A 20,612-nucleotide genomic window follows, 5' to 3' on the forward strand; every position below is an offset into this window, starting at 1 on the left:
TGTGCAGAGCCGCGAGGGGAGCGTGGCATCCTGCGGCGGTGCGATTGAGCGATCAGGCAAATAGTGTCGACCTCCGCCCGCTGCGCTATCAGTTCCCCACAGTCAGGGGCGACTCTTATGACGACAACTGGCTGGTCATCGGAGGTTCCGTGGCAACTCGCGATGGCAGCTGGTCCTTCACCGATGCCTGTCTGCTGACCGATGAAGCGCGTAAGGTGGCTGCGTGCGGTGGCAGCGGGCACGGTGACTGTGACCGGACCTGACACGGACGGCAAGTTGTCCCCGGACACGTGGTTCATCGAACCGGTCTTGGCCTTCAGCCTCGCCGACCGCAACGAGGGCAGGGCGGTGGTTCGCATTCACCTGTCTTTGGAGGGCGCGGCTCCTTGGCAGCAGGGTGATGACGGAGCGGACCTTTACCAGCACGTCGTGGAGGTGCAGCTCGATATGGCTGCACTCCTTCACGCGGCTGACCAGTGGGATCTTGCTTTGGCGTCCTTCCCGACCCGCTGATCAACATCACTTCTTCATGGAGGCGGTCCCTAGGAGCCCAGCTCAGGCTCCGGCCTTGACTTCTCTATTGGAAAGCCCCCTGACCAGCCAAACTATTACTGCATGAGCAAGGATTGACTGACGACTCCCGCAGCGCGGCGATCGGGGCGAGTTCCGCCTTCGTCTGCGCCCACAGCACCAGCGCGTACGCCGCCACGGACAGCGCCGCGCCGAGCAGCCCGACCGCGGCGTACGGCCGCAGCGTGGCGACCGTGCGTCCGCGCCAGTGCCACACCGCGTACGCCGGGATCACCACGCCCTGGATCGCCATCAGCCAGGCGATGTACCCGAGGGACGAGCCGGCGGCCCGCACCCCGAGCCCGTCGACGACCGTGTACGCGGCGATGGCCAGTCCGGTCGCCAGGGCGGCGCCGATCGCCGCCCAGTCGGGCCGGCGTCCGCGCAGGCCCCACAGGGCGACACCGGTCAGCCCGGCGCAGGACACGGCGACGCCCGCGGCGGCCCAGCCGTCGGGCACCTCGTGCGCGAAGAGGGCGGCGAGCACGGTGACGACGAGCGGGGCGGTGCCGCGCGCGATCGGGTAGGCCTGCCCGAAGTCGCCGAGCCGGAAGGACGTCATCAGCAGGGCGTAGTACACGACGTGGATCGCGGCCGAGAAGAGCAGGTACGGCCACGCGGCGCGGGCCGGGAACGCGACGAACGGCGCCATGGCCGGCCCGATCAGCAGGCCGCCGCCCGCGATGAGCGTGAACCCGGTCAGTTTGTCGGTGATGCGGTGGGCGATCGCGTTCCAGCCGGCGTGCGTGACCGCGGCGAGCAGGACGGCCGCGGTGACCGCCGGAGTCACGAGGTGCGCTCGCGCACGTCCACCAGGACGCCTCCGGCCTGGGCGACCAGCGCCGCGGGTGCCATCGGGAAGACGGTGTAAGGGGTTCCGGCGGCGGCCCAGATCACGTCGTGGCCGAGCAGCGAACGGTCGGCGAGCACGCGGGTGCGGGTCCGGTGCCCGAAGGGCGGTACGCCGCCGATGGCGTACCCGGTCGTCTCCCGTACGACGTCAGCCTTGGCCCGTGTCACCTTCTCGGCGCCGAGCTCCTCCCTGACCCGCTCGATGTCCACCCGGGAGGCGCCGTCCATGAGCACCAGCACCGGCTCTCCGTCCACGGCGAAGATCAGCGACTTGCAGATCTGGCTCAGTTCGCAGCCGACGGCCGCCGCGGCCTCGGCGGCGGTCCTGGTCGCCTCGGGGAACCTGCGGACCTCGGGGAGCAGTTCGTCGAGCCCCAGCTCACACAGGGCGTCGGCGAAGCGGGGGTGGGCTCCTGACTCGGGTGTCGTCGTCATGAACGGCAGGCTAGCCGCCGATTACGGGCATCACGAAGGAATTCCCACGTGGTGGATGAGGCCTCCGGAACCGACGAGGCCGGTGAGGGTGCGCCGTCCCCACGGCACCCTCACCGGCCGTTCACCCCGGCGGGTCAGGAGCTCACGCCCCGACGAGCTCCCGCCGTTCGTCCGGGTCCGCGTGCCGCGGCTGCTCGGTGTGCAGGGCCGTGCCCTCCACGTCGACGTCGGGCAGGGCGCGCTCCAGCCAGCCGGGCAGCCACCAGGCCCGCCGGCCCAGCAGGGCCAGTACGGCCGGCACGATCGCCATGCGCACGATGAACGCGTCGAAGAAGACCGCGATCGCCAGGCCGAAGCCGATCATCTTGACCATCGACTCGCTGGAGCCGATGAAGCCGGAGAAGACGGCGATCATGATGATCGCGGCGGCCGTCACCACCCGGGCGCCGTGCCGGAACCCGGTCACCACGGCCTGGCCCGGCGTCTCCCCGTGGACGTACGCCTCGCGCATCCGGGTGACCAGGAACACCTCGTAGTCCATGGCGAGTCCGAAGACGACGCCCACCATGAAGATCGGCATCATCGACATCACCGGGCCGGTCTCCTCCACGTGCATCAGGCCCGACAGCCAGCCCCACTGGAAGACCGCGACCACCGCGCCGAGCGCCGCCAGCACCGACAGCAGGAAGCCGAGCGCCGCCTTGAGCGGGACCAGGACCGAGCGGAAGACCACGATCAGCAGCAGGAAGGCCAGGCCGACCACCAGCGCCAGATACGGCAGCAGCGCGTCGTTGAGCTTCTGCGAGACGTCGATGTTCATCGCCGTGGAGCCGGTGACGAGCACCTTCGCGTCGGCCTTCGCCTCGATGTCGCCGCCCGCGCCGCGGATGGCGTGCACCAGGTCCTCGGTGGCGGTGGAGGACGGCTTGGAGTCGGGGACGACGGTCACCATCGCGGTGTCGCCGGCCTCGTTGGGCTGCGCCTCCGTCACCGTCACGACGTTCTTGAGGCCCTTGATCTCGTCGGTGACCTTGGTGAAGGACGCCTTGGGGTCGGCGCTGCCGCCGGCGTCGACCACGAGCATCAGGGGGCCGTTGAAGCCGGGTCCGAAGCCCTCCGAGAGCAGGTCGTAGGCGCGGCGCTGGGTGGTGGAGACGGGCTGGGAGCCGTCGTCCGGCAGGCCCAGTTCGAGGGAGGCGGCCGGGATCGCGGCGGCGCCCAGGCCGAGCACGCCGAGCAGCAGCACGGCGACCGGGCGGCGGACGACGAAGCTCGCCCAGCGGGTGCCCATGTTGGGCCGGTCCGGCTGCGGCGCGGGACGCCGGCGGCGGAGCAGTCCGCCCTTCGCACCGATCGGCTTGACCTTGCGGCCCGCGTAGCCCAGCAGCGCCGGGATCATCGTCAGGGCGATGAGGACGGCGATGACGACCGTGCCGGCCGCGGCCAGGCCCATCTTCGTCAGCATCGGGATGTTGACCACGGACAGTCCCACCAGGGCGATGACGACGGTCAGACCGGCGAAGACCACAGCGGAGCCCGCCGTGCCGACGGCCCGTCCGGCCGCCTCCTCGCGCTCGCGGCCCTCGGCGAGTTCGGCGCGGTAGCGGGAGACGATGAACAGGGCGTAGTCGATGCCGACCGCGAGGCCGATCATCGTGGCCAGGATGGAGGTGGTGGAGCCCAGGTCCAGGGTGTGGGCGAGGGCGGTGATCGTCGAGACGCCGATGCCGACGCCGATCAGCGCGGTCAGCAGGGGCAGTCCGGCCGCGACGAGCGAGCCGAAGGTGATGACGAGGACGACGGCCGCGATCGCGATGCCGATGACCTCGCTCGCGCCGGTCTCCGGCGCGGTCTGGAGGGCGTCGCCGCCGATCTCCACGGTCAGCCCGGCGTCCCGCGCGTGCTGCGCGGCCTCCTTCAGGGCGGTGCGGGAGGAGTCCTCGAGCTCCATGCCGGAGACCTTGTACCGCACCGACGCGTAGGCGATCGTGCCGTCCTGGCTGACGGCGTGCGCGGTGTAGGGGTCGGCGACGGAGACGACCTCCGAGCCACTGGACAGCTCCTCGACCGTCTTCTCGACGGTCGCCTTGTTCCCGGCGGCGGTCATCTTCTCGCCGCTCGGTGCCTTGAACACCACGCGGGCGGTGGCCCCGTCGGCGCTCGCGCCGGGGAACCGCTGTTCCAGCAGGTCGAAGGCCTTCTGCGCCTCGGTGCCCGGGATGGAGAAGGAGGTGTTCCCGGCGGCCGGCGCGGAGGCCGCGCCGACGCCGGCGAGGGTGAGCAGCACCAGCCAGACGAGGGCGACGAAGTGCCGTCGCCGGAAGGCGAGGCGGCCGAGTCTGTAGAGGAAGGTGGCCACGTTGACGTACTCCCGGTCAGGTCGTGGGGGGTGAAGGTGGGCAGGGGTGATGAGCCCGACGACGTGAGCGGTGCGTCAGAGAGTGGGCTTGCTGGGGAGAGGTGTCAGGAAGTCGGTACGCCGAGGGCGGGGAGGACCACGGCGTCGAGGTACGAATGGAGGAAGCCCTGGGTCGGCGGCAGGCCCTCGATGAGCGCACGGACGACGAACCCGCCGGCCAGCATGTGCACCACGAAGTCCAGCGCCGGGCAGTCCGCCCGGATCTCGCCCCGGTCGACGGCGCGTTGCAGCAGGCTGCGGAACGCGGCCATCTCCGGTTCGATGAGCTGTTCCCGGAAGGCCTGTCTGAGGTCCGGGTTGGTGTGCATGGCCATGGCCAGGGCCCGCATCAGCGCGGAGTTCTGCTCCATGACGCAGTCGTCCTCGCGAACGAGGGCGTGCAGGTCGGTGCGGAGCGCTCCGGTGTCGATCGTGTCGATCCTCGTCGGCTTGTCGTGCCGCATGGCCCCGACGACGAGCTCGGCCTTTCCGCCCCACTGGCGGTAGAGGGTGGCCTTGCTGGACCGGGTGCGGGCGGCGACGGCGTCCATGGTGAGGGAGTCGTAGCCGACCTCGCGGAGCAGGTCGAGCACGGCGGCGTACAGCTCCGCCTCGCGCTCGGGCGTGATACGGCTGCGGCGCCCGGTCGCGACCTCGGCCATGTCCTCCGCCTTCCCGTTGGGAACGACACCGTTTCGTACATGAGAAAGGTAGCGCACCCGCCGAACGAAACGAAACCGTTTCGTACGTGTCCTGGGTCACGACTGTCGGTTCCGCATAAGTTGCTGCGGCCCATACCCGGGCAAAGCATGGGAAGGTGAGCTATCTGCGCCTGCCGCACCTCAGCGGCGATCTGCTGTGCTTCGTGGCCGAGGACGACCTCTGGCTGGCGCCGCTCGACGGAGCGGGCCGTGCCTGGCGTCTCACGGTGGACCGCACCAAGGTCGGCCCACCCCGCTTCTCGCCCGACGGGCGGCACATCGCGTACACGAGCTGGCGCAGTCTGGTGCCCGAGATCCACCTGGTCGCGGTGGACGGCGGCCCGGCCCGTCAGCTCACCTACTGGGGCAGCACCGACACCCGGGTGTGCGGGTGGGCGCCGCCCGACGAGCACGGCCGGACCGACATCCTCGCCGTCGCCTCCCACGGCGAGCCGTTCTCCTACTTCACCTGGGCCTACAAGGTCGGCACCGACGGCTCCCCCGGCCGCAAGCTGCCCTGGGGGCCGGTCTCCGACCTCCAGGTCGCCGACGTGGAAGGCGGCCACAAGACCCTGCTGCTGACCGGCACGCCGCCGCACGAACCGGCCTCCTGGAAGCGGTACCGGGGCGGCGCGACGGGCCGGCTGTGGCTGCACGGGCAGCGGCTGCTCGCCGACATCGGCGGGCATCTGGCCTGCCCGATGTTCGTCGGCGGCCGGATCGCCTTCCTCTCCGACCACGAGGGCGTGGGCAACCTCTACTCCTGCGCGCCCGACGGCTCCGACCTGCGCCGGCACACCGACCACGACGCCTTCTACGCCCGGCACGCCTCCAGCGACGGCACGCGGGTGGTGTACCAGTGCGCGGGCGACCTGTGGATGGTGGACGACCTGTCCGCGGACTCGGTCCCGCGCCGGCTGGAGGTACGGACGAGCGGGCCGCGGGCGGGCCGCCGCCGCTACCAGGTGCCGGCCGCCCAGCACGTCGACGGCATCTCCGTCGACGAGACGGGCCGGGCCAGCGCGGTCGTCGTACGCGGCTCCCTGCACTGGCTGACCCACCGCGACGGCCCCGCCCGCACGCTGATCGACACCCCCGGTGTGCGCATCCGGCTGCCGGAGATGCTCGGCGGGACCGGCCAGGTCGCCTACGTCACCGACGCGGACGGCGAGGACGCCGTCGAGATCACCCACCTCCCCCGCGCCACCGGCGCCCGTCCACCACGCCGCCTGGCCTCCGGCCGCCTCGGCCGCGTCCTGGAAACGGCCTCCGACCCCGCCGGCGACCGCCTGGCCCTCGCCTCCCACGACGGCCGCCTGCTCCTGCTCGACATGACCGACCTGAACGAGGAGGAGGCGGCGGAGGAGGTGGCCGCGGTCACGGGACAGGGCGACGAGCCCCCGGTCGCCACGGACACGACCGAGGCACACACGAACGAACACGAACCCGCCGCCACAAACGCGCCGGAGGGCGCGTCTGCCGCGGATACGGTCAACGGTCCGGCCGGCACCGGTGCGGCAGGCGGGCCCGCCGGAACCGGCCCGACGGACGGCTCTACGGCAACCGGTGCGGCAGGCGACTCCACGGCGACCGGTGCGCCCGACGGTCCACTCGGCACCGGTTCACCGGAGGACCCGGCTGCCACCGATGCGGTCAACGGTCCGGCCGGCACCGGTACGGCAGGCGGGCCCGCCGCCTCTGGCGCGCGTGAGGGCGCCGGGCCTGGTGCGCCGGAGGGTTCCGGCGGCACCGGTGCGGGCGACGGTTCCGGTGGGCGGCTCACCGAGTTGGTCCGGTCCGTCAACGGGCCCGTGCGGGACCTGGCGTTCTCGCCGGACGGGGCCTGGCTGACGTGGTCGCAGCCCGGGGTCGGGCGGACCCTGCGGCAGATCAGGATGGCGCGCATCCAGGACCGGCTGATCGTCGACGTCACCAACGGCCGCTTCGAGGACGAGAACCCGGTGTTCACCCGGGACGGCCGGTACCTGGCCTTCCTGTCCTGGCGCGGCTTCGACCCGGTGTACGACGTGCACACCGGGGACCTGTCCTTCCCGCTCGGCTGCAAGCCCTACCTCGTTCCGCTGTCCTCCGCGACCCCGTCCCCCTTCGCCCTGAACCCCGAGGGACGGCCGGCCGCCGGCGGTCTGGACCCCGTCGAGGACGAGGAGACCGGCGAGTCAGGCGCGGTGACCGTGGAGGTCGAGGGCCTGGCGAACCGGGTCACCCCGTTCCCCGTCATCGCCTCCAAGTACTCGGCCCTGCACCCGGTCGCCGGCGGCGGCCTGGTCTGGCTGCGCTGGCCGATCTCCGGCGCCCTGGGCGAGACCTTCGTCAACCCGGACGACACCACCGGCCGGCCGACGCTCGAGCACTTCAACATCAGCAGGGCGAAGAAGTACGAACTCGTCGGCCATCTCGACTTCTTCGCGGTCAGCGGCGACGGCACCCGCCTGGTCGTCGCCGACGAGGGCGACCTGCGCGCGGTGCCGTCCACGGAGATCGGCGACAGCGACACGACGACGTGGATCGACCTGCGCCGGATCCTGCACGTGGTCGACCCGGCCGCCGAGTGGCGCCAGGCGTACGAGGAGGCGGGCCGGCTGATCCGCGCCTATTTCTGGGAGCCGGACATGTGCGGCATCGACTGGGACGCGGTGCTCGCGCAGTACCGCCCGCTGGTCGAACGCGTCGCGTCCCCGGACGAGTTCGCCGACCTGCTGCGCGAGGTACTCGGCGAACTGGGCACCTCCCACGCCTACGTCTCCCCGGCCCGCCGCAACGAGGGCCCCGCACACTACCAGCGCCTTCAGGGCCTGCTCGGCGCCAACCTGACGTACCGCGACGGCCGTTGGACCGTCCGCCGGATCCTGCCCGGCGACTCCTCCGACTCCAAGGCCCGCTCCCCGCTGGCCGGCGCGGGCATCCGCGAGGGCGCGGTCCTCACCCACGTCGACGGCCGCCCGGTGGATCCGGTCACGGGCCCCTACCCGCTGCTCGCGGGGACGGGCGGCACGACGGTGGAGCTGACCTTCTCCCCCGCGGAGGGCCAGGGACCGCCGCGCCGGGTCGCCGTCGTACCGCTGATCGACGAGCGCCCGCTGCGCTATCAGGACTGGGTGGCCAAACGACGTGCTGTGGTAAGGGAGTTGAGCGGCGGCCGGTGCGGCTACCTGCACATCCCCGACATGGGCGGCTCCGGCTGGGCGCAGTTCAACCGGGACCTGCGCATGGAGGTGTCCCGGCCCGCCCTGATCGTCGACGTCCGCGGCAACGCGGGCGGACACATCAGCGAGTTGGTCATCGAGAAGCTGACCCGCACCATCCTCGGCTGGGACCTGACCCGCAACGCCCAGCCCGTGTCGTACACCTCCGACGCGCCCCGCGGGCCCGTCGTGGCTCTCGCCGACGAGGCGACCTCGTCCGACGGCGACATGATCACGGCCGCCTTCAAGCTGCTCAAGCTGGGTCCCGTGGTCGGCCAGCGCACCTGGGGCGGAGTGGTCGGCATGACCGGCCGGCACCGCCTCGGCGACGGCACGGTGATCACGGTGCCGATGAACGCGGCCTGGTTCGACGCCTACGGCTGGTCCGTCGAGAACCACGGCGTCACTCCCGACGTGGAGAGCCTGCGCACTCCCCTGGACTGGGCCGAGGGCCGCCATGTCGAGATGGACGACGCGATCGAACTGGCCCTGGAACTCCTGGAGGCCAACCCCGCGGCGGTCCCGCCGGACTACCGGGACGTCCCCGACCGTTCACGGCCGGAGCTGCCTCCGCGCCGCTGAGCGAGGTGACTTGGTCGGCCGGAACCGCACGGACGTGGGGTGCCCCGGCCCGGAACACCCCACGCCCTCACGCCGTCACCCGCGCCACGGTCGAAGCCGAACGCGGCGACGACGCCGACTCCCGGCCGTGGCTAGCGGTCGTAGTCCTGGTTGAGACGGTCCTCCATCTCGTCCGGCGTGTCCGGCCCGTCGTGACGCCCGCGCTCACGCGGCTGGGTCGGGCGCTGCCCGGTCTTCTCGCGGCCCTCGCCGGGGCGCTGCCGGCCCTGCTGCCGCTGCTGCTCGCCGGAGTCCTGGTGCTTGTCCTTCATACCCATGCTGTTCACTCCCGTGTGGGTGAGTGGGATCCCCAAGTGGGCTAGGGGATCGGCCTCGACCAGATTCACACGGGCGGTGACCCTGCGCATGTCGATCAGTGACGTTGCGTAGCCGGTGCGGACCGGTGCCGTTCGTCGGCCGCCCCACCCGCCCCGACCAGCCCGGTCCGCACCCCCGACAGCCGGTCCGCGAAGCGCCGCACCTCCCGCTGTCCCACGGTCCCCACGACGCCCGGCAGCCACCCGCGCACGCCGTGCATGCCGCGCAGCCACCACTGCCCGTACACATGGGCGGCGCGCCGCTCGATCCCGGCCACGATCCGGTCCACCGCGGGACCCAGCGGATAGGTCCGGCCGGCCGGCCACGGCAGCCGCTGCCTCAACTCCCGCATGACATCGTCCTGATCGGCCCCGCGCACCATGTCGGTGTCGGTCCACGACAGGTAGGCGACGCCCACCCGCACGCCCAGGTGGCCGACTTCGGCGCGCAGGCAGTGCGCGTACGCCTCCACACCGGACTTGGAGGCGCAGTACGCCGTCATCATCGGCGCCGGGGTGATGGCGGCGAGCGAGGCGATCTGGAGCAGGTAGCCGCGGCTCGCGGTGAGCGCCGGCAGGAACGCCCGCCCCGTGACCGCCGATCCGACGAGGTTGACCTCGATCACCCGCCGCCAGGACTCGGGGTCGGAGCCGGCGAACGGACCACCGCTCGCCACACCCGCGTTGGCGACCACGATGTCGACCCTGCCGAACCGCTCCTCGACCTCCGCCGCGACCCGGGCCATCGCCTCGTGGTCGGTGACGTCGGCATGCCAGTGGGCGCTCTCGCCGTGCAGCCGCCGGCCGACCTCCGCGAGCAGGTCCGGTTCGAGGCCGACCAGCGCGATCTTCGCGCCCCGCGCGGACAGTTTGCGGGCGAGCAGTTCACCGACGCCCCGCGCGGCCCCCGTGACGACCGCGACCTGCCCCTCCAGGCTCACTCTGCTCATGCGCCCTCCCTGATCCGTGCGTCGTCGTGCTGCTCGTGTGCGGTTCCGCGGCCGGTGGCCTGACGCGGCACGTGGCCCGTGACCCGACCAGGTCCGCGACCGGGTACGAACCCGGCCACAAGTTCCCGTATCTTCCCGGTGACCGTCCCGGGGTCCTCCACGGGCGTCATGTGGCCGAGCCCCGGAAGCTCCGTCAGGCCCAGGCAGTCGGGCAGCGCGGCGGCCAGTGCCCGTGCGTGCTCCGGCGGGGTCAGCCGGTCGGCCGTGCCCGCGACGACCGCCACCGGCACCCTCAACTGCCGTACCCGATCGTCGAGATCGAGCCGGTCCAGCACCTGCGACCAGGCATGGCGCGCCCGGCGCGGGCAGGCGTGCACGATCCGCACGCACGCCTCGACCATGTGCGGCGCCGAACCGGGGCCCATCGTGGCGTACTTGAGGATCCGCCGGGCGAGCGGAGTGACCGGCCCGAGCGGCGCCCGGGAGCCGAGGACGCGGCGGGTCAGCCAGGTGCGCGGCCGGCCGGCCCGGATCGGTATCACTGTCGACCGGGCCACCAGCCGTGAACTGCCCGTGCTGCACAGCAGAACGGCCGCCGCGTGCTCCTGGAAGCCGGGCCGGCCTGCCGCGGCCATCACCGTCATCCCGCCCATCGAGTGGCCGGCGATCACCGCCTTCTCGCCGGGCGCCAGCGTCGCCGCGAGCACGGCTTCCAGGTCGTCGGCGAGCGCGTCGGTGCCGTATCCCCGGCCCGCCGGGCTGCGTCCGTGCCCGCGCTGGTCGTAGGCGATGACGCGGTGGTCGGCGGCCAGGTCCCGGATCTGCGCGGCCCAGAAGGCGGTGGAGCAGGTCCAGCCGTGGGCGAGGACGACGGCCGGGGCGGCGGGGTCGTCGACCGGCCCGTGCACCTCGACGTGCAGCCGGGCGCCATCCGCGGAGACGGCGATGAGTTCACGGGCGGGGACGGGAGGGTCGTACGGACCCGGGGCGGGAGCGGGAGGTTCGTACGGGCCCGGAGCGGGCTCCGCGGGACGGTCCTGGGCAGCACGGTCTTCCGGACGGCCACCGGCCGCCCGCCGCACGGGACGGCTCACGCCTCCACCTCCACGGGCCGCCGCGCCGGGGCCCGCCCCGCCGTGCCCCGGGACCCGGGCTCCCGGAGGATCTGGTACTCCGCGAGGTCCACGCGTCGTGTGGCCTGCCGGAACTCGGTGGTCGTCCCGGGCCAGACGGTGGTGTTGCGGCCGCTCGCGTCCAGGTACCAGCTGGTGCAGCCGCCGGTGTTCCACACGGTGCGCTTCATGCGCTCCTGCACTTTGCGGTTCCAGGCGTTCACGGCGCTCGGCCGGGCGTCGAGGGCGGCCCTGCCGCCGAGGACGCGCAGTTGGCGCAGGTAGTCGGCGAGGTAGTTGAGCTGGGACTCGATCATCAGGATCATCGAGGAGTTCCCGAGGCCCGTGTTGGGGCCGATGATCGTCATCCAGTTCGGGAAGCCGGCCGCGGACGCCCCGCGCAGGGCCGCCATGCCGTCCTTCCAACTCTCCGCGAGCGTACGGCCGTCGGCGCCGACGACCCGCTCGGCGATCGGCATGTCCGTGACGTGGAAGCCGGTGCCGAAGACGATCGCGTCCACCTCGGCCTCGGTGCCGTCTGCGGCGACGACGGTCGATCCGCGTACCTCGCTCAGCCCGCTCGCGACGACGTCCACGTTGTCCTGCGCGAGGGCCGGATAGTACGTGCTGGACAGCAGTATCCGCTTGCAGCCGATGCGGTAGTCGGGGGTGAGCCTGGCCCGCAGGTCCGGGTCCTTGATGGCGCGGGCCATGTTGGCCTTGGCCAGCCGCTCCACGAAACCGAGCTGGCCCGGATGCCTGGTGAACGCCTGGACCTGCAACTCCCGTATGCCCCAGAGCAGTCCGCGGCGCAGTTGCGCGGTGAGCGGCAGCGCGCGGTGCATCCGGCGCTCGGCGCCGCTGATCTCGCGGTCGACGCGGGGCATCACCCACGGCGGGGTGCGCTGGAAGAGGGTGAGCCGGGCGACCTCGGGCTGGATGGACGGCACGATCTGGATCGCGGAGGCTCCGGTGCCGACCACGGCGACCCGCTTGCCCGCGAGGTCGTGGTCGTGGTCCCAGCGGGCGGAGTGGAAGACCCTGCCGGGGAAGGAGTCGAGCCCCGGTATGTCCGGGATCTTTGGTTCGGACAGCGGCCCGGTCGCGCTGACCACGACGTCGGCCGACAGGTTCCCGCCGGTGGTCTCGATGTCCCAGCGCAGCCTCTCGCCGTCCCAGGTCGTCCTCGTGACCTCGGAGTGGAAGCGCAGGTGCGGGCGGAGGCCGAAGACGTCCGCGACGTGCTCCAGGTAGGCGCGGATGTGTTCCTGCCCGGAAAAGGTGCGCGGCCAGTCGGGGTTGGGCGCGAACGAGAACGAGTACAGGTGCGAGGGCACGTCGCAGGCGCACCCCGGATAGCTGTTGTCGCGCCAGGTGCCGCCGACGCTGCCCGCCCGCTCCAGCACGACGAAGTCGGTGATCCCCTCCCGGCGCAGCCGCACGGCTGCGCCCAGTCCGCCGAAGCCGGACCCGATCACCGCCACCCGCACATGCCGGTCCTTGTGCTCGTGCTCGGCCATTGAGCGCCCCTCCCATGACTCGCGTACAGCGACCCGCGCGCAGCCTTCAGCGATTCTGCCAGTGAACACTGGCGCAATGGGGAGCGTAGAGGAGGTCTGTACCGATCGGTAGGGGGGCGACCGAGGAAAAGTTACCGCCGGTACAACATAGGCTGCTCCCGTGGCAGGAGACGGTGGAGCACGCGGCGGCCGACGCGAGTACCGCATGGAGGAGCTGGCCCGGCTGGCCGGCATCACCGTGCGCACCCTGCGCTTCTACCGCGAGCGCAAACTGATCCCGCCACCGCGCCGCGAGGGCCGTATCGCCTGGTACGACGACCACCACCTGGCCCGGCTGCGCACGATCTCGGCCCTGCTGGAACGCGGCCACACGCTGAACGGCATCGCCGAACTGGCCGAGGCCTTCGATCACGGCCGCGACGTCGGCGACCTGCTGGGCCTGGGCGCCCCCACCGAGGAGACCCCGGTCCGCCTGACCCCCGAGGAGCTCGCCGACCACTTCGCGGGCGAGGTCACCGCCGAGAACCTGGCCGCCGCCATGGAACTCGGCTACCTGGGCACCGACGGCGACGAACTCGTCCACATCAGCCGCCGGCTGCTGGACGTCTCCGCCGCCCTGGTCCGCGAGGGGATCCCACTCGCCGAGGTCCTGGAAACCGGCCGCCGCGTCCGCGAACACGCCGACGCCCTCGCCGAACTCTTCACCGCCCTGATCCTGCGTCACGGCCCCGAGGACGACCTGAAGCGGCTGCGCCCTCTGGCCAAGAGCGTGGTGGAGGCGGAAGTGTCGATGTCCCTGGACCGACGACTGCGCAAGCAGGCGTAGCGGACCCTAGTGCCGCACTAGAGGTCGTACACCACCGTCACCGGCGCGTGGTCCGACCAGCGTTCGGCATGGGTGGCCGCCCGCTCGACGTAGCCCTTGACGGCCTTGGCGGCGAGAGTCGGCGTGGCGACGTGGAGGTCGATCCGCCATCCTGTGTCGTTGTCGAAGGCCCGCCCCCGGTAGGACCACCAGGTGTACGGGCCCTCGCCCTCCGGGTGCAGTGCGCGTACGACGTCGACGTACCCGCCGGCCCCGGGCGCGAAGACCGTGCTCAGCCACTCCCGCTCCTCGGGCAGGAAGCCGGAGTTCTTGGTGTTGCCGCGCCAGTTCTTGAGGTCGGCCTGCTGGTGGGCGATGTTCCAGTCGCCGCAGACGAGCACCTCACGGCCGTCGGCGGCGGCCCGTTCGCGCAGTTCCTTGAGATGGGCGAGGAACTCGTCCATGAACCGGACCTTCTCGTCCTGCCGCTCGGTGCCGACCTCGCCGGACGGCAGGTACAGGCTCACGACCGTGACGCCGGGCAGGTCGGCCTCGACGTAGCGCCCGCTGCCGTCGAACTCGGCCGATCCGAACCCGACCCGGACCCGGTCGGGTTCGCGGCGGGTGTAGAGGGAGACACCGGCGCGGCCCTTGGCGGCGGCCGGCGCGTGCACGACGTACCAGCCGTCGGGCGTGCGGACCTGCTCCGGCAACTGGTGCGGCTCGGCCCGCACCTCCTGGAGGCACAGCACGTCGGCCCCGGTCCCCGCGAGCCACTCCACGAAGCCCTTCTTGGCGGCGGCGCGCAGTCCATTCACATTGACGGAGGTCACAGTCAGCACCCCGGCACCTTACCGGCACACTGGACGAGGTCTTCCCGAGACCTCCGCCCTGCTCTCCCGCCTGGACATACGGTTTCCCACATGAACATCCGCCCCGTGCCCTTCGACCACCCCGACGCCGTGAAGCTGAACGACGAGGTACAGGCCGAGTACCACGTCCGCTACGGCGACGGCGGCGACGCCACGCCCCTCGACGCGGCCGACTTCCGGCCGCCGAACGGCGTGTACCTGATCGTCTACGACGAGGACGGCACCCCCGTCGCCACGGGCGGCTGGCGCAGCCAGGACAAGAACGCCGAGGGCAACGAGGACGGCGACGCCGAACTCAAGCGGATGTACGTGATCGAGGCGATGCGCGGCCGCGGCCTGGCCCGGCGCCTCCTCGCCGCCCTGGAGGCGGACGCCCGCGCCGCCGGACGCCTCCGCATGGTCCTGGAAACCGGCGACCAACAACCGGAGGCCGTCGCCCTGTACAGCTCCAGCGGCTACGAACCGTGCACGAAGTTCGGCTACTACCGCGAGTACGAGTCGAGCATCTGCCTGGCGAAGCCGCTGCGCCCCTGACACGAGGCTCCCTCTCGCCACGGCCCGCGGGAGGGAGCCTCCTCGTGACACGTCAAAGCCCCGGTCGGTTTCCCGACCGGGGCTTTGAGCTGCGTGGACCTGAGGGGATTTGAACCCCTGGCCCCCTCGATGCGAACGAGGTGCGCTACCGGACTGCGCCACAGGCCCTTGCAACGAGTGAAACTCTAGCATCCCCGCCCGGGTGGTTGGTAATCCGTTGCCGGGCTGGTCAGGGGCGGGCTCACTCGTTGGCCGCGCGGGGGCGGCCGCCCTCCTCGTACTGGTCGAAGAGCGGGGTGCGGCCGCGCTCGCGGGAGCGGCGGGCCGAGGCGGCGCGGCGGGCGTCGGTGCGGCCGTCGGCGGCGGGCCTGTCCTCGGCGTGCGCCTCGGGTTCGGGCGCGGCCGGGGCCGTCTCCTGCTCCGGCACGGCAGCGGACGACCGCGCCGAGCTCCAGGCGTCCGGCGCGCCGAGGTCCACGTCGGAGGTGGCCCGTGGAGCGACCGGGGCGGTGACGTAGGTGGGCAGCGGCACCGGAACCGGGTCCCAGCTGTCGCCCTGGCCGGGGCGGCGCTCGCGCTGCTGGTCGAGCCACTCGGCGTGGTCGGTCTGCTCGACGAGGGCGCGCCGGTCGGCGGCGAGGGCGGAGAGGTCCGGGTCGGTCTCCGGCTCGGGCCCCGCGTCGGGCTCGTCGGCGGCGGGGTCCAGGGGGGTGCGCCGACGCGGCTGGCGGCGGCTCTCGCGCAGCCGCTGCGCGGCGACCTCGGCGCGGCGGCGGTCCATCTGGTAGGCGAAGCGGCGCCGTTCCTGGGAGCGCAGGTACGCGATGTAGCCGCTGAGCAGCACGGCGGGTACTCCGGGCGCCCACAGGAAGGTGAGCCCGCCGACCGCGGCGACGATCGCGCCGAGGGTGAAGGCGAGGAAGAGGATGACGGTGGTGCGTCTGCGGCGCGCGAGGACCTTCGAGCGCCGGGCACGTGCGGCGGAGACCTCCGCGCGCGGCGGGCGCCGGGCCGCGGGGACCCGCGGGCGGGCGGACGCGTCGGCGGGCGGGGCCGCCGACGGTGACGCGGCTCGGGCGGCCGGCTTGGCGGACCGCTCGCGCTCGTCGTGGCGTACCGGTTCCCGCTCGTCGTGGCGTACCGGTTCCCGCTCGTCCCGCGCCGGCGGCTGCCGGCGCTCCGGCGACGAACGGCCCGGGGGCATGGCGAAGGCCCGGACGTCCACCGAGTCGGTGACGGCGTCCGGCTCCCCGTCGGCGGGCTCCCCCTCGTCGGCGGAGCGCGCCCTGAGGTCCTTGGCGTACCGGCGCTCCATCCCCGCCCGTCCGGACAGGAACCGGATGGCGGTGCTGAAGCGTTCCGTCGGACGGGCCTCGTTCAGCTCGTCCTGCCTACGGAGCCACATCGGCACCAAGTAGGCGGCCCAGGCCCCGACGATGACTGCGTAGATGAGGCCGCTGCTGCTCACGCCTCACACGGTAGAGGGGTTTGCGTGAGGCCATCTGCCAATTGCGCCGGTGTGTCGCACGATCTGGCTGATATTTCGAACTTTTTTTGCGATCGATGTGATCAGCAGGACGTCAAGGACGCGAATTCAATGCCACCCGGACGATCGCGAGCAGGTCCGCTTCAGACCGCCGGCCGATCAATTTCGAACATATATTCAATTTCCAGGTGAGGCGGGATTCCCCTTGGGCGCCCGCAGGGCACGGCTCCGGCGCCAGCGGTTCAGCAGCCCGTCGGGCACCTCTTCCGCGGTGAGCGCGAACACCATGTGATCGCGCCAGGCACCGTCGATGTGGAGATATCGCGGCCGCAGTCCCTCCTCGCGGAATCCGAGTTTCTCCACCACACGCCGGCTCGGCCCGTTCTCGGGCCGAATGCAGACCTCGATGCGGTGCAGTCCCACGGTGCGGAAACAGTGGTCCACGACCATCGCCACGGCCGTCGGCATCACCCCGCGGCCGGCCACCGACTCGTCGACCCAGTAGCCGACGTGGCCCGAGCACATCGAGCCCCAGGTGATCCCGGCGACCGTCAACTGCCCGACCAGGCGCCCCTGGTACTCGATGACGAACGGCAGCATCCGGCCCGCGTGCGCCTCGGACCTGAGGTGGCGCACCATCTGCCGGTAGGTCGGCCGGTGCGTGATGGGCCCGCTGGGCGTGGGCGGCGGAATCGTCGCCTCCCAGGGCCTGAGCCAGTCCCGGTTGCGCCGGTTCACCTCGCGCCAGGCCCGCTGGTCGCGCAGCTTTATCGGGCGGAGGACGACATCGCCCTCCGCGAGCACGACGGGCCAGGATGGGCTGTTCAGCTCGCACCCCCACTGCCGGCACCGGGTCTGACGTGGTCGCCGCCGCGCAGTTGGTCGACGGCGTGCTTCAACAGCGGTTCCAGTACGGCCAGTCCGTCCTTCACCCCGCCCGTCGAGCCCGGCAGGTTGACGATCAGCGTCCGCGCGGCCACGCCGGCCAGCCCCCGGGACAGCGCCGCGGTCGGCACCTTGCGCATCCCGAACGCCCGGATGGCCTCCGCGATGCCCGGCACCTCGGTCTCGATCACCCGGCGGGTCGCCTCGGGGGTGCGGTCGGTGGGCGAGACGCCCGTGCCTCCGGTGGTGACGACGGCGTCGTACCCGGCCTCGACGGCGGCGCGCAGCGCGGCCTCCACCGGGTCTCCGTCCGGTACGACCTGCGGCCCGTCGACGGCGAAGCCGAGGCGCCGCAGGCCGTCGGCGACCAGGGGACCGCCCGTGTCCTCGTAGACCCCGGCGGCGGCCCGGTTGGAGGCCGTGACCACCAGGGCGCTGTACGGCGCGAGCAGCGCGCCTTTGGCCGATGCGTCCAGGGTCATGCCCGGCTCCAGGTGCCCGACTTGCCGCCCGTCTTCTCCTCCACCCGCACGTCCGTGATGACCGCTCCCTTGTCGACCGCCTTGACCATGTCGATCACGGTGAGCGCGGCGACGGACACCGCGGTGAGCGCCTCCATCTCGACGCCCGTGCGGTCCGTGGTCTTCACGGTGGCCTCGATCTCCACGGCGTCGTCCGTGACCGACAGCTCCAGTCTCACACCCGACACCGACAGCGGGTGGCACAGCGGGATGAGGTCCGGGGTGCGCTTGGCGCCCATGATCCCGGCGATCCGCGCGGTGGCGAGGGCGTCGCCCTTGGGCACCCCCTCGCCGCGCAGCAGCTCGACCACGCGGGGCGAGACGAGGACGCGCCCGCTGGCGCGTGCGGTGCGCGCGGTCACGTCCTTGCCGGAGACGTCGACCATGCGGGCGGCGCCCGCGTCGTCGATGTGCGTCAGCCGGTCCGGCGCCGGAGGTCCGGGGGTCTCCCCCCGGGAAGGAACAGTCATGATCGTGTGGGGCTCCCGGTCCGGGCCCGTCGCCTTCGCGGCGCACGGGCCTGTTGTGCGCGACACGGTACCGCCACCCCGCACGGCTCAGCCGAGCAGGACCACCTCGACCTCGGCGCCGGGCTCGACGGACTCGGTGTCCTCGGGCACGACGATGAGCGCGTCGGCCTGCGCGAGGGCGGCGACCAGATGGGATCCGGCGCCTCCCACGGGGCTGACCTCGCCGTCCGCGTACACCCCGCGCAGGAACTGCCTGCGTCCCTTCGGCGAGCTCAGCGCCCGGTCCGCGGCCAGCGTCGCGCGCACGGTCGGCCGGTGCACGTCCCGGAGGCCCATCAGGGAGCGGATGGCGGGGCGGACGAACAGCTCGAAGGAGACGTACGACGACACCGGGTTGCCGGGCAGGGCCAGCAGCGGGATGTGGTCGGCGCCGACGGTCCCGAAGCCCTGCGGCTTGCCGGGCTGCATGGCGAGCTTGCGGAACTCCACGCCGCCGCCCGGCTCGTCCTCGTCCCCGACGTGGGACAGCGCCTCCTTGACGACGTCGTACGCCCCCACGCTCACCCCGCCGGTGGTGACCACCAGGTCGGCGCGGACGAGCTGGTCCTCGATGGTGGAGCGCAGGGTGTCGGCGTCGTCGGGGACGGCGCCCACCCGGTAGGCGATGGCGCCCGCGTCCCGGGCGGCCGCGGTCAGGGCGAAGCTGTTGGAGTCGTAGATCTGACCGTCGCCGAGCTGCTCGTCGGGCTGGACGAGTTCGCTGCCGGTGGACATCACCACCACGCGCGGGCGCGGGCGCACCGGGACCGTGCCGCGGCCGATCGCGGCGAGCAGCGCGATCTGCGGCGGGCCGAGGACCGTACCGGCCCGCAGGGCGCACTCGCCCGCCTCCACGTCGCTGCCCTGCGCGCGCACGTGCGCGCGTGCCTCGGCCGGCCGGTACACGCGTACGTGCCCGCCGGCGCCCTCGGGGGCGAGGCTGCGGGCGCGCATCGCGTTCACCGGGCCCTCGCCGAGTCCTCCGTCGGTCCACTCCACGGGGACGACCGCCTCGGCGCCGGGCGGCAGCGGGGCGCCGGTCATGATCCGCGCCGCCTGTCCGGGTCCCACCCGGAGCAGGCCGGCCGCGCCCGCCGCGACGTCCCCGACGACCTCCAGGACGGCCGGGAACTCCTCGCTCGCGCCCGAGACGTCCGTGACCCGCACCGCGTAGCCGTCCATGGAGCTGTTGTCGAACGGCGGCAGGGAGAGCGGCACCGTGACGTCGTCGACCAGGACGCAGCCCTGGGCGTCGAGCAGTTGCAGCTCGATGGGTTCCAGGGGCCGGACGGTGGTGAGGATGTCCTCCAGGTGCTCGTCCACCGACCACAGGTGGTCCGGGCCGGCGGTGCGGGGCTCGGCGCTGCTCAACGTCGTTACATCTCCTCGGCTACGTACCGCTGAAGCCAGGCCCTGAATTCCGGGCCCAGGTCTTCACGTTCGCACGCGAGTCTGACAATGGCACGCAGATAGTCGCCGCGGTCGCCGGTGTCGTAGCGGCGGCCCTTGAAGACGACGCCGTGCACCGGGCCGCCGGCCCGCTGCTCGTCGGTGGTCGCCGACGCGTGCGCCTGGGTCAGGTGCTGAAGGGCGTCGGTGAGCTGGATCTCGCCGCCGCGGCCGGGCTCGGTCTTGCGGAGTATGTCGAAGATGTGCGGGTCGAGGACGTAACGGCCGATGATCGCGTAGTTCGAGGGGGCCTGCGCCGCGTCCGGCTTCTCGACCAGGCCGGTCACCTGGACGACGTCGCCGTCCTCGGTGGCCTCCACGGCCGCGCAGCCGTAGAGGTGGATCTGCTCGGGCGCGACCTCCATGAGGGCGATCACGCTGCCGCCGTAGGTCTCCTGGACCTCGATCATCCGCTGGAGCAGCGGGTCGCGGGGGTCGATCAGGTCATCGCCGAGCAGGACGGCGAAGGGCTCGCTGCCCACGTGCGGGGCGGCGCACAGCACGGCGTGGCCCAGGCCCCTGGGATCGCCCTGGCGGACGTAGTGCATCGTCGCGAGGTCGCTGGACTCCTGCACCTTGGCGAGCCGCTCGCCGTCGCCCTTCTTCTCCAGGGCCGACTCCAGCTCGTAGTTGCGGTCGAAGTGGTCCTCCAACGGCCGCTTGTTGCGGCCGGTCACCATGAGGACGTCGTCGAGGCCCGCGAAGACGGCCTCCTCGACCACATACTGGATCGCCGGCTTGTCGACGACCGGCAGCATCTCCTTGGGAGTGGCCTTGGTGGCCGGCAGGAACCGGGTGCCAAGACCTGCCGCGGGAATGACAGCCTTGCTGATCCTGGGTTGCGCCTGTGTCATGGCCGCAACCTTATCCGC

The 20,612-nt window shown here is 72.3% G+C and carries 19 protein-coding genes and 1 tRNA gene; 4 read left to right on the top strand and 16 right to left on the bottom strand.

Annotated features, from left to right (window positions below; genetic code table 11):
- Nucleotides 1–228 precede the first annotated feature (228 nt).
- Complete coding sequence (locus tag ACF09J_RS13470; protein WP_392305553.1) at nt 229–513, top strand: hypothetical protein; 285 nt, start codon at nt 229–231, stop codon at nt 511–513.
- Nucleotides 514–577: 64 nt separating this feature from the next.
- Here the strand turns inward: ACF09J_RS13470 and ACF09J_RS13475 are convergent, their stop codons facing one another.
- From ACF09J_RS13475 to ACF09J_RS13490, 4 genes are all read right to left on the bottom strand, one after another.
- Nucleotides 578–1,360 (bottom strand): EamA family transporter, encoded by a 783-nt coding sequence (locus tag ACF09J_RS13475; RefSeq protein WP_392305554.1) that lies wholly within the window; start codon nt 1,358–1,360, stop codon nt 578–580.
- Nucleotides 1,357–1,857, bottom strand: coding sequence for a YbaK/EbsC family protein (locus ACF09J_RS13480; RefSeq protein ID WP_392305555.1), 501 nt, complete (start codon nt 1,855–1,857; stop codon nt 1,357–1,359). Before ACF09J_RS13480 ends, ACF09J_RS13475 begins: the two co-directional genes overlap by 4 nt.
- A gap of 142 nt (nt 1,858–1,999) precedes the next feature.
- Nucleotides 2,000–4,216 carry an MMPL family transporter gene (locus ACF09J_RS13485; protein WP_392305556.1) on the bottom strand — a complete coding sequence of 739 codons (2,217 nt, stop codon included), beginning with the start codon at nt 4,214–4,216 and terminating at the stop codon, nt 2,000–2,002.
- A gap of 104 nt (nt 4,217–4,320) precedes the next feature.
- Nucleotides 4,321–4,917, bottom strand: a complete 597-nt coding sequence (locus ACF09J_RS13490; protein ID WP_392305557.1) for a TetR/AcrR family transcriptional regulator — start codon at nt 4,915–4,917, stop codon at nt 4,321–4,323.
- A 155-nt stretch (nt 4,918–5,072) separates the two neighbouring features.
- Between ACF09J_RS13490 and ACF09J_RS13495 the strand changes: the two genes are divergently transcribed.
- The gene (locus ACF09J_RS13495) at nt 5,073–8,741 is read left to right on the top strand and encodes a S41 family peptidase (protein WP_392305558.1); all 3,669 of its coding nucleotides are present in this window, start codon (nt 5,073–5,075) and stop codon (nt 8,739–8,741) included.
- Nucleotides 8,742–8,872: 131 nt separating this feature from the next.
- On the opposite strand, the gene ACF09J_RS13500 is transcribed toward ACF09J_RS13495, so the two are convergent.
- From ACF09J_RS13500 to ACF09J_RS13515, 4 genes are all read right to left on the bottom strand, one after another.
- A complete protein-coding gene (locus tag ACF09J_RS13500) occupies nt 8,873–9,058 on the bottom strand; it encodes a hypothetical protein (protein WP_392305559.1) in 186 nt (61 codons plus the stop codon).
- Between the two features lie 95 nt (nt 9,059–9,153).
- Nucleotides 9,154–10,047: an SDR family oxidoreductase gene (locus ACF09J_RS13505; protein ID WP_392305560.1), complete on the bottom strand. Its 894-nt coding sequence runs from the start codon at nt 10,045–10,047 to the stop codon at nt 9,154–9,156.
- Nucleotides 10,044–10,994, bottom strand: coding sequence for an alpha/beta fold hydrolase (locus ACF09J_RS13510; protein WP_392305835.1), 951 nt, complete (start codon nt 10,992–10,994; stop codon nt 10,044–10,046). The genes ACF09J_RS13505 and ACF09J_RS13510 overlap by 4 nt, the downstream gene beginning before the upstream one ends.
- Before the next feature lie 143 nt (nt 10,995–11,137).
- Entirely contained in the window at nt 11,138–12,679 is a 1,542-nt protein-coding gene (locus ACF09J_RS13515) for a flavin-containing monooxygenase (protein WP_392305561.1), read from the bottom strand.
- A 205-nt stretch (nt 12,680–12,884) separates the two neighbouring features.
- On the opposite strand from ACF09J_RS13515, the gene ACF09J_RS13520 reads away from it, so the two are divergent.
- Nucleotides 12,885–13,505 carry a MerR family transcriptional regulator gene (locus ACF09J_RS13520; protein ID WP_392305836.1) on the top strand — a complete coding sequence of 207 codons (621 nt, stop codon included), beginning with the start codon at nt 12,885–12,887 and terminating at the stop codon, nt 13,503–13,505.
- 17 nt (nt 13,506–13,522) lie between these two features.
- Here the strand turns inward: ACF09J_RS13520 and ACF09J_RS13525 are convergent, their stop codons facing one another.
- Nucleotides 13,523–14,326, bottom strand: coding sequence for an exodeoxyribonuclease III (locus ACF09J_RS13525; RefSeq protein ID WP_392305562.1), 804 nt, complete (start codon nt 14,324–14,326; stop codon nt 13,523–13,525).
- 81 nt (nt 14,327–14,407) lie between these two features.
- Between ACF09J_RS13525 and ACF09J_RS13530 the strand changes: the two genes are divergently transcribed.
- Nucleotides 14,408–14,890 carry a GNAT family N-acetyltransferase gene (locus ACF09J_RS13530; protein ID WP_392305563.1) on the top strand — a complete coding sequence of 161 codons (483 nt, stop codon included), beginning with the start codon at nt 14,408–14,410 and terminating at the stop codon, nt 14,888–14,890.
- Between the two features lie 94 nt (nt 14,891–14,984).
- Here the strand turns inward: ACF09J_RS13530 and ACF09J_RS13535 are convergent.
- From ACF09J_RS13535 to galU, 7 genes are all read right to left on the bottom strand, one after another.
- Nucleotides 14,985–15,058 (bottom strand) — tRNA-Ala (locus ACF09J_RS13535).
- A gap of 73 nt (nt 15,059–15,131) precedes the next feature.
- Complete coding sequence (gene glpR, locus ACF09J_RS13540; RefSeq protein WP_392305564.1) at nt 15,132–16,358, bottom strand: gephyrin-like molybdotransferase receptor GlpR; 1,227 nt, start codon at nt 16,356–16,358, stop codon at nt 15,132–15,134.
- A gap of 195 nt (nt 16,359–16,553) precedes the next feature.
- A complete protein-coding gene (locus ACF09J_RS13545) occupies nt 16,554–17,180 on the bottom strand; it encodes a GNAT family N-acetyltransferase (protein WP_392305565.1) in 627 nt (208 codons plus the stop codon).
- 20 nt (nt 17,181–17,200) lie between these two features.
- The gene (locus ACF09J_RS13550) at nt 17,201–17,743 is read right to left on the bottom strand and encodes a molybdenum cofactor biosynthesis protein B (RefSeq protein WP_392305566.1); all 543 of its coding nucleotides are present in this window, start codon (nt 17,741–17,743) and stop codon (nt 17,201–17,203) included.
- Nucleotides 17,740–18,252 carry a cyclic pyranopterin monophosphate synthase MoaC gene (moaC, locus tag ACF09J_RS13555; RefSeq protein WP_392305567.1) on the bottom strand — a complete coding sequence of 171 codons (513 nt, stop codon included), beginning with the start codon at nt 18,250–18,252 and terminating at the stop codon, nt 17,740–17,742. The genes ACF09J_RS13550 and moaC overlap by 4 nt, the downstream gene beginning before the upstream one ends.
- An 87-nt stretch (nt 18,253–18,339) precedes the next feature.
- Entirely contained in the window at nt 18,340–19,662 is a 1,323-nt protein-coding gene (glp, locus tag ACF09J_RS13560) for a gephyrin-like molybdotransferase Glp (RefSeq protein ID WP_392305568.1), read from the bottom strand.
- Between the two features lie 5 nt (nt 19,663–19,667).
- Nucleotides 19,668–20,594: a UTP--glucose-1-phosphate uridylyltransferase GalU gene (gene galU, locus ACF09J_RS13565; protein ID WP_392305569.1), complete on the bottom strand. Its 927-nt coding sequence runs from the start codon at nt 20,592–20,594 to the stop codon at nt 19,668–19,670.
- Nucleotides 20,595–20,612 lie beyond the last annotated feature (18 nt).

Source organism: Streptomyces sp. NPDC014889 (assembly GCF_043081205.1).
GTDB lineage: Bacteria > Actinomycetota > Actinomycetes > Streptomycetales > Streptomycetaceae > Streptomyces.

Excerpts from the sequence above, each read along its gene's own strand:
- ACF09J_RS13480 (WP_392305555.1), bottom strand. The coding sequence starts at position 1,857 with ATGACGACGACACCCGAGTCAGGAGCCCACCCCCGCTTCGCCGACGCC.
- ACF09J_RS13550 (WP_392305566.1), bottom strand. The coding sequence starts at position 17,743 with ATGACCCTGGACGCATCGGCCAAAGGCGCGCTGCTCGCGCCGTACAGC.
- moaC (WP_392305567.1), bottom strand. The coding sequence starts at position 18,252 with ATGACTGTTCCTTCCCGGGGGGAGACCCCCGGACCTCCGGCGCCGGAC.
- ACF09J_RS13520 (WP_392305836.1), top strand. The coding sequence starts at position 12,885 with ATGGAGGAGCTGGCCCGGCTGGCCGGCATCACCGTGCGCACCCTGCGC.
- ACF09J_RS13505 (WP_392305560.1), bottom strand. The coding sequence starts at position 10,047 with ATGAGCAGAGTGAGCCTGGAGGGGCAGGTCGCGGTCGTCACGGGGGCC.
- ACF09J_RS13490 (WP_392305557.1), bottom strand. The coding sequence starts at position 4,917 with ATGGCCGAGGTCGCGACCGGGCGCCGCAGCCGTATCACGCCCGAGCGC.
- galU (WP_392305569.1), bottom strand. The coding sequence starts at position 20,594 with ATGACACAGGCGCAACCCAGGATCAGCAAGGCTGTCATTCCCGCGGCA.
- ACF09J_RS13530 (WP_392305563.1), top strand. The coding sequence starts at position 14,408 with ATGAACATCCGCCCCGTGCCCTTCGACCACCCCGACGCCGTGAAGCTG.
- ACF09J_RS13500 (WP_392305559.1), bottom strand. The coding sequence starts at position 9,058 with ATGGGTATGAAGGACAAGCACCAGGACTCCGGCGAGCAGCAGCGGCAG.
- ACF09J_RS13515 (WP_392305561.1), bottom strand. The coding sequence starts at position 12,679 with ATGGCCGAGCACGAGCACAAGGACCGGCATGTGCGGGTGGCGGTGATC.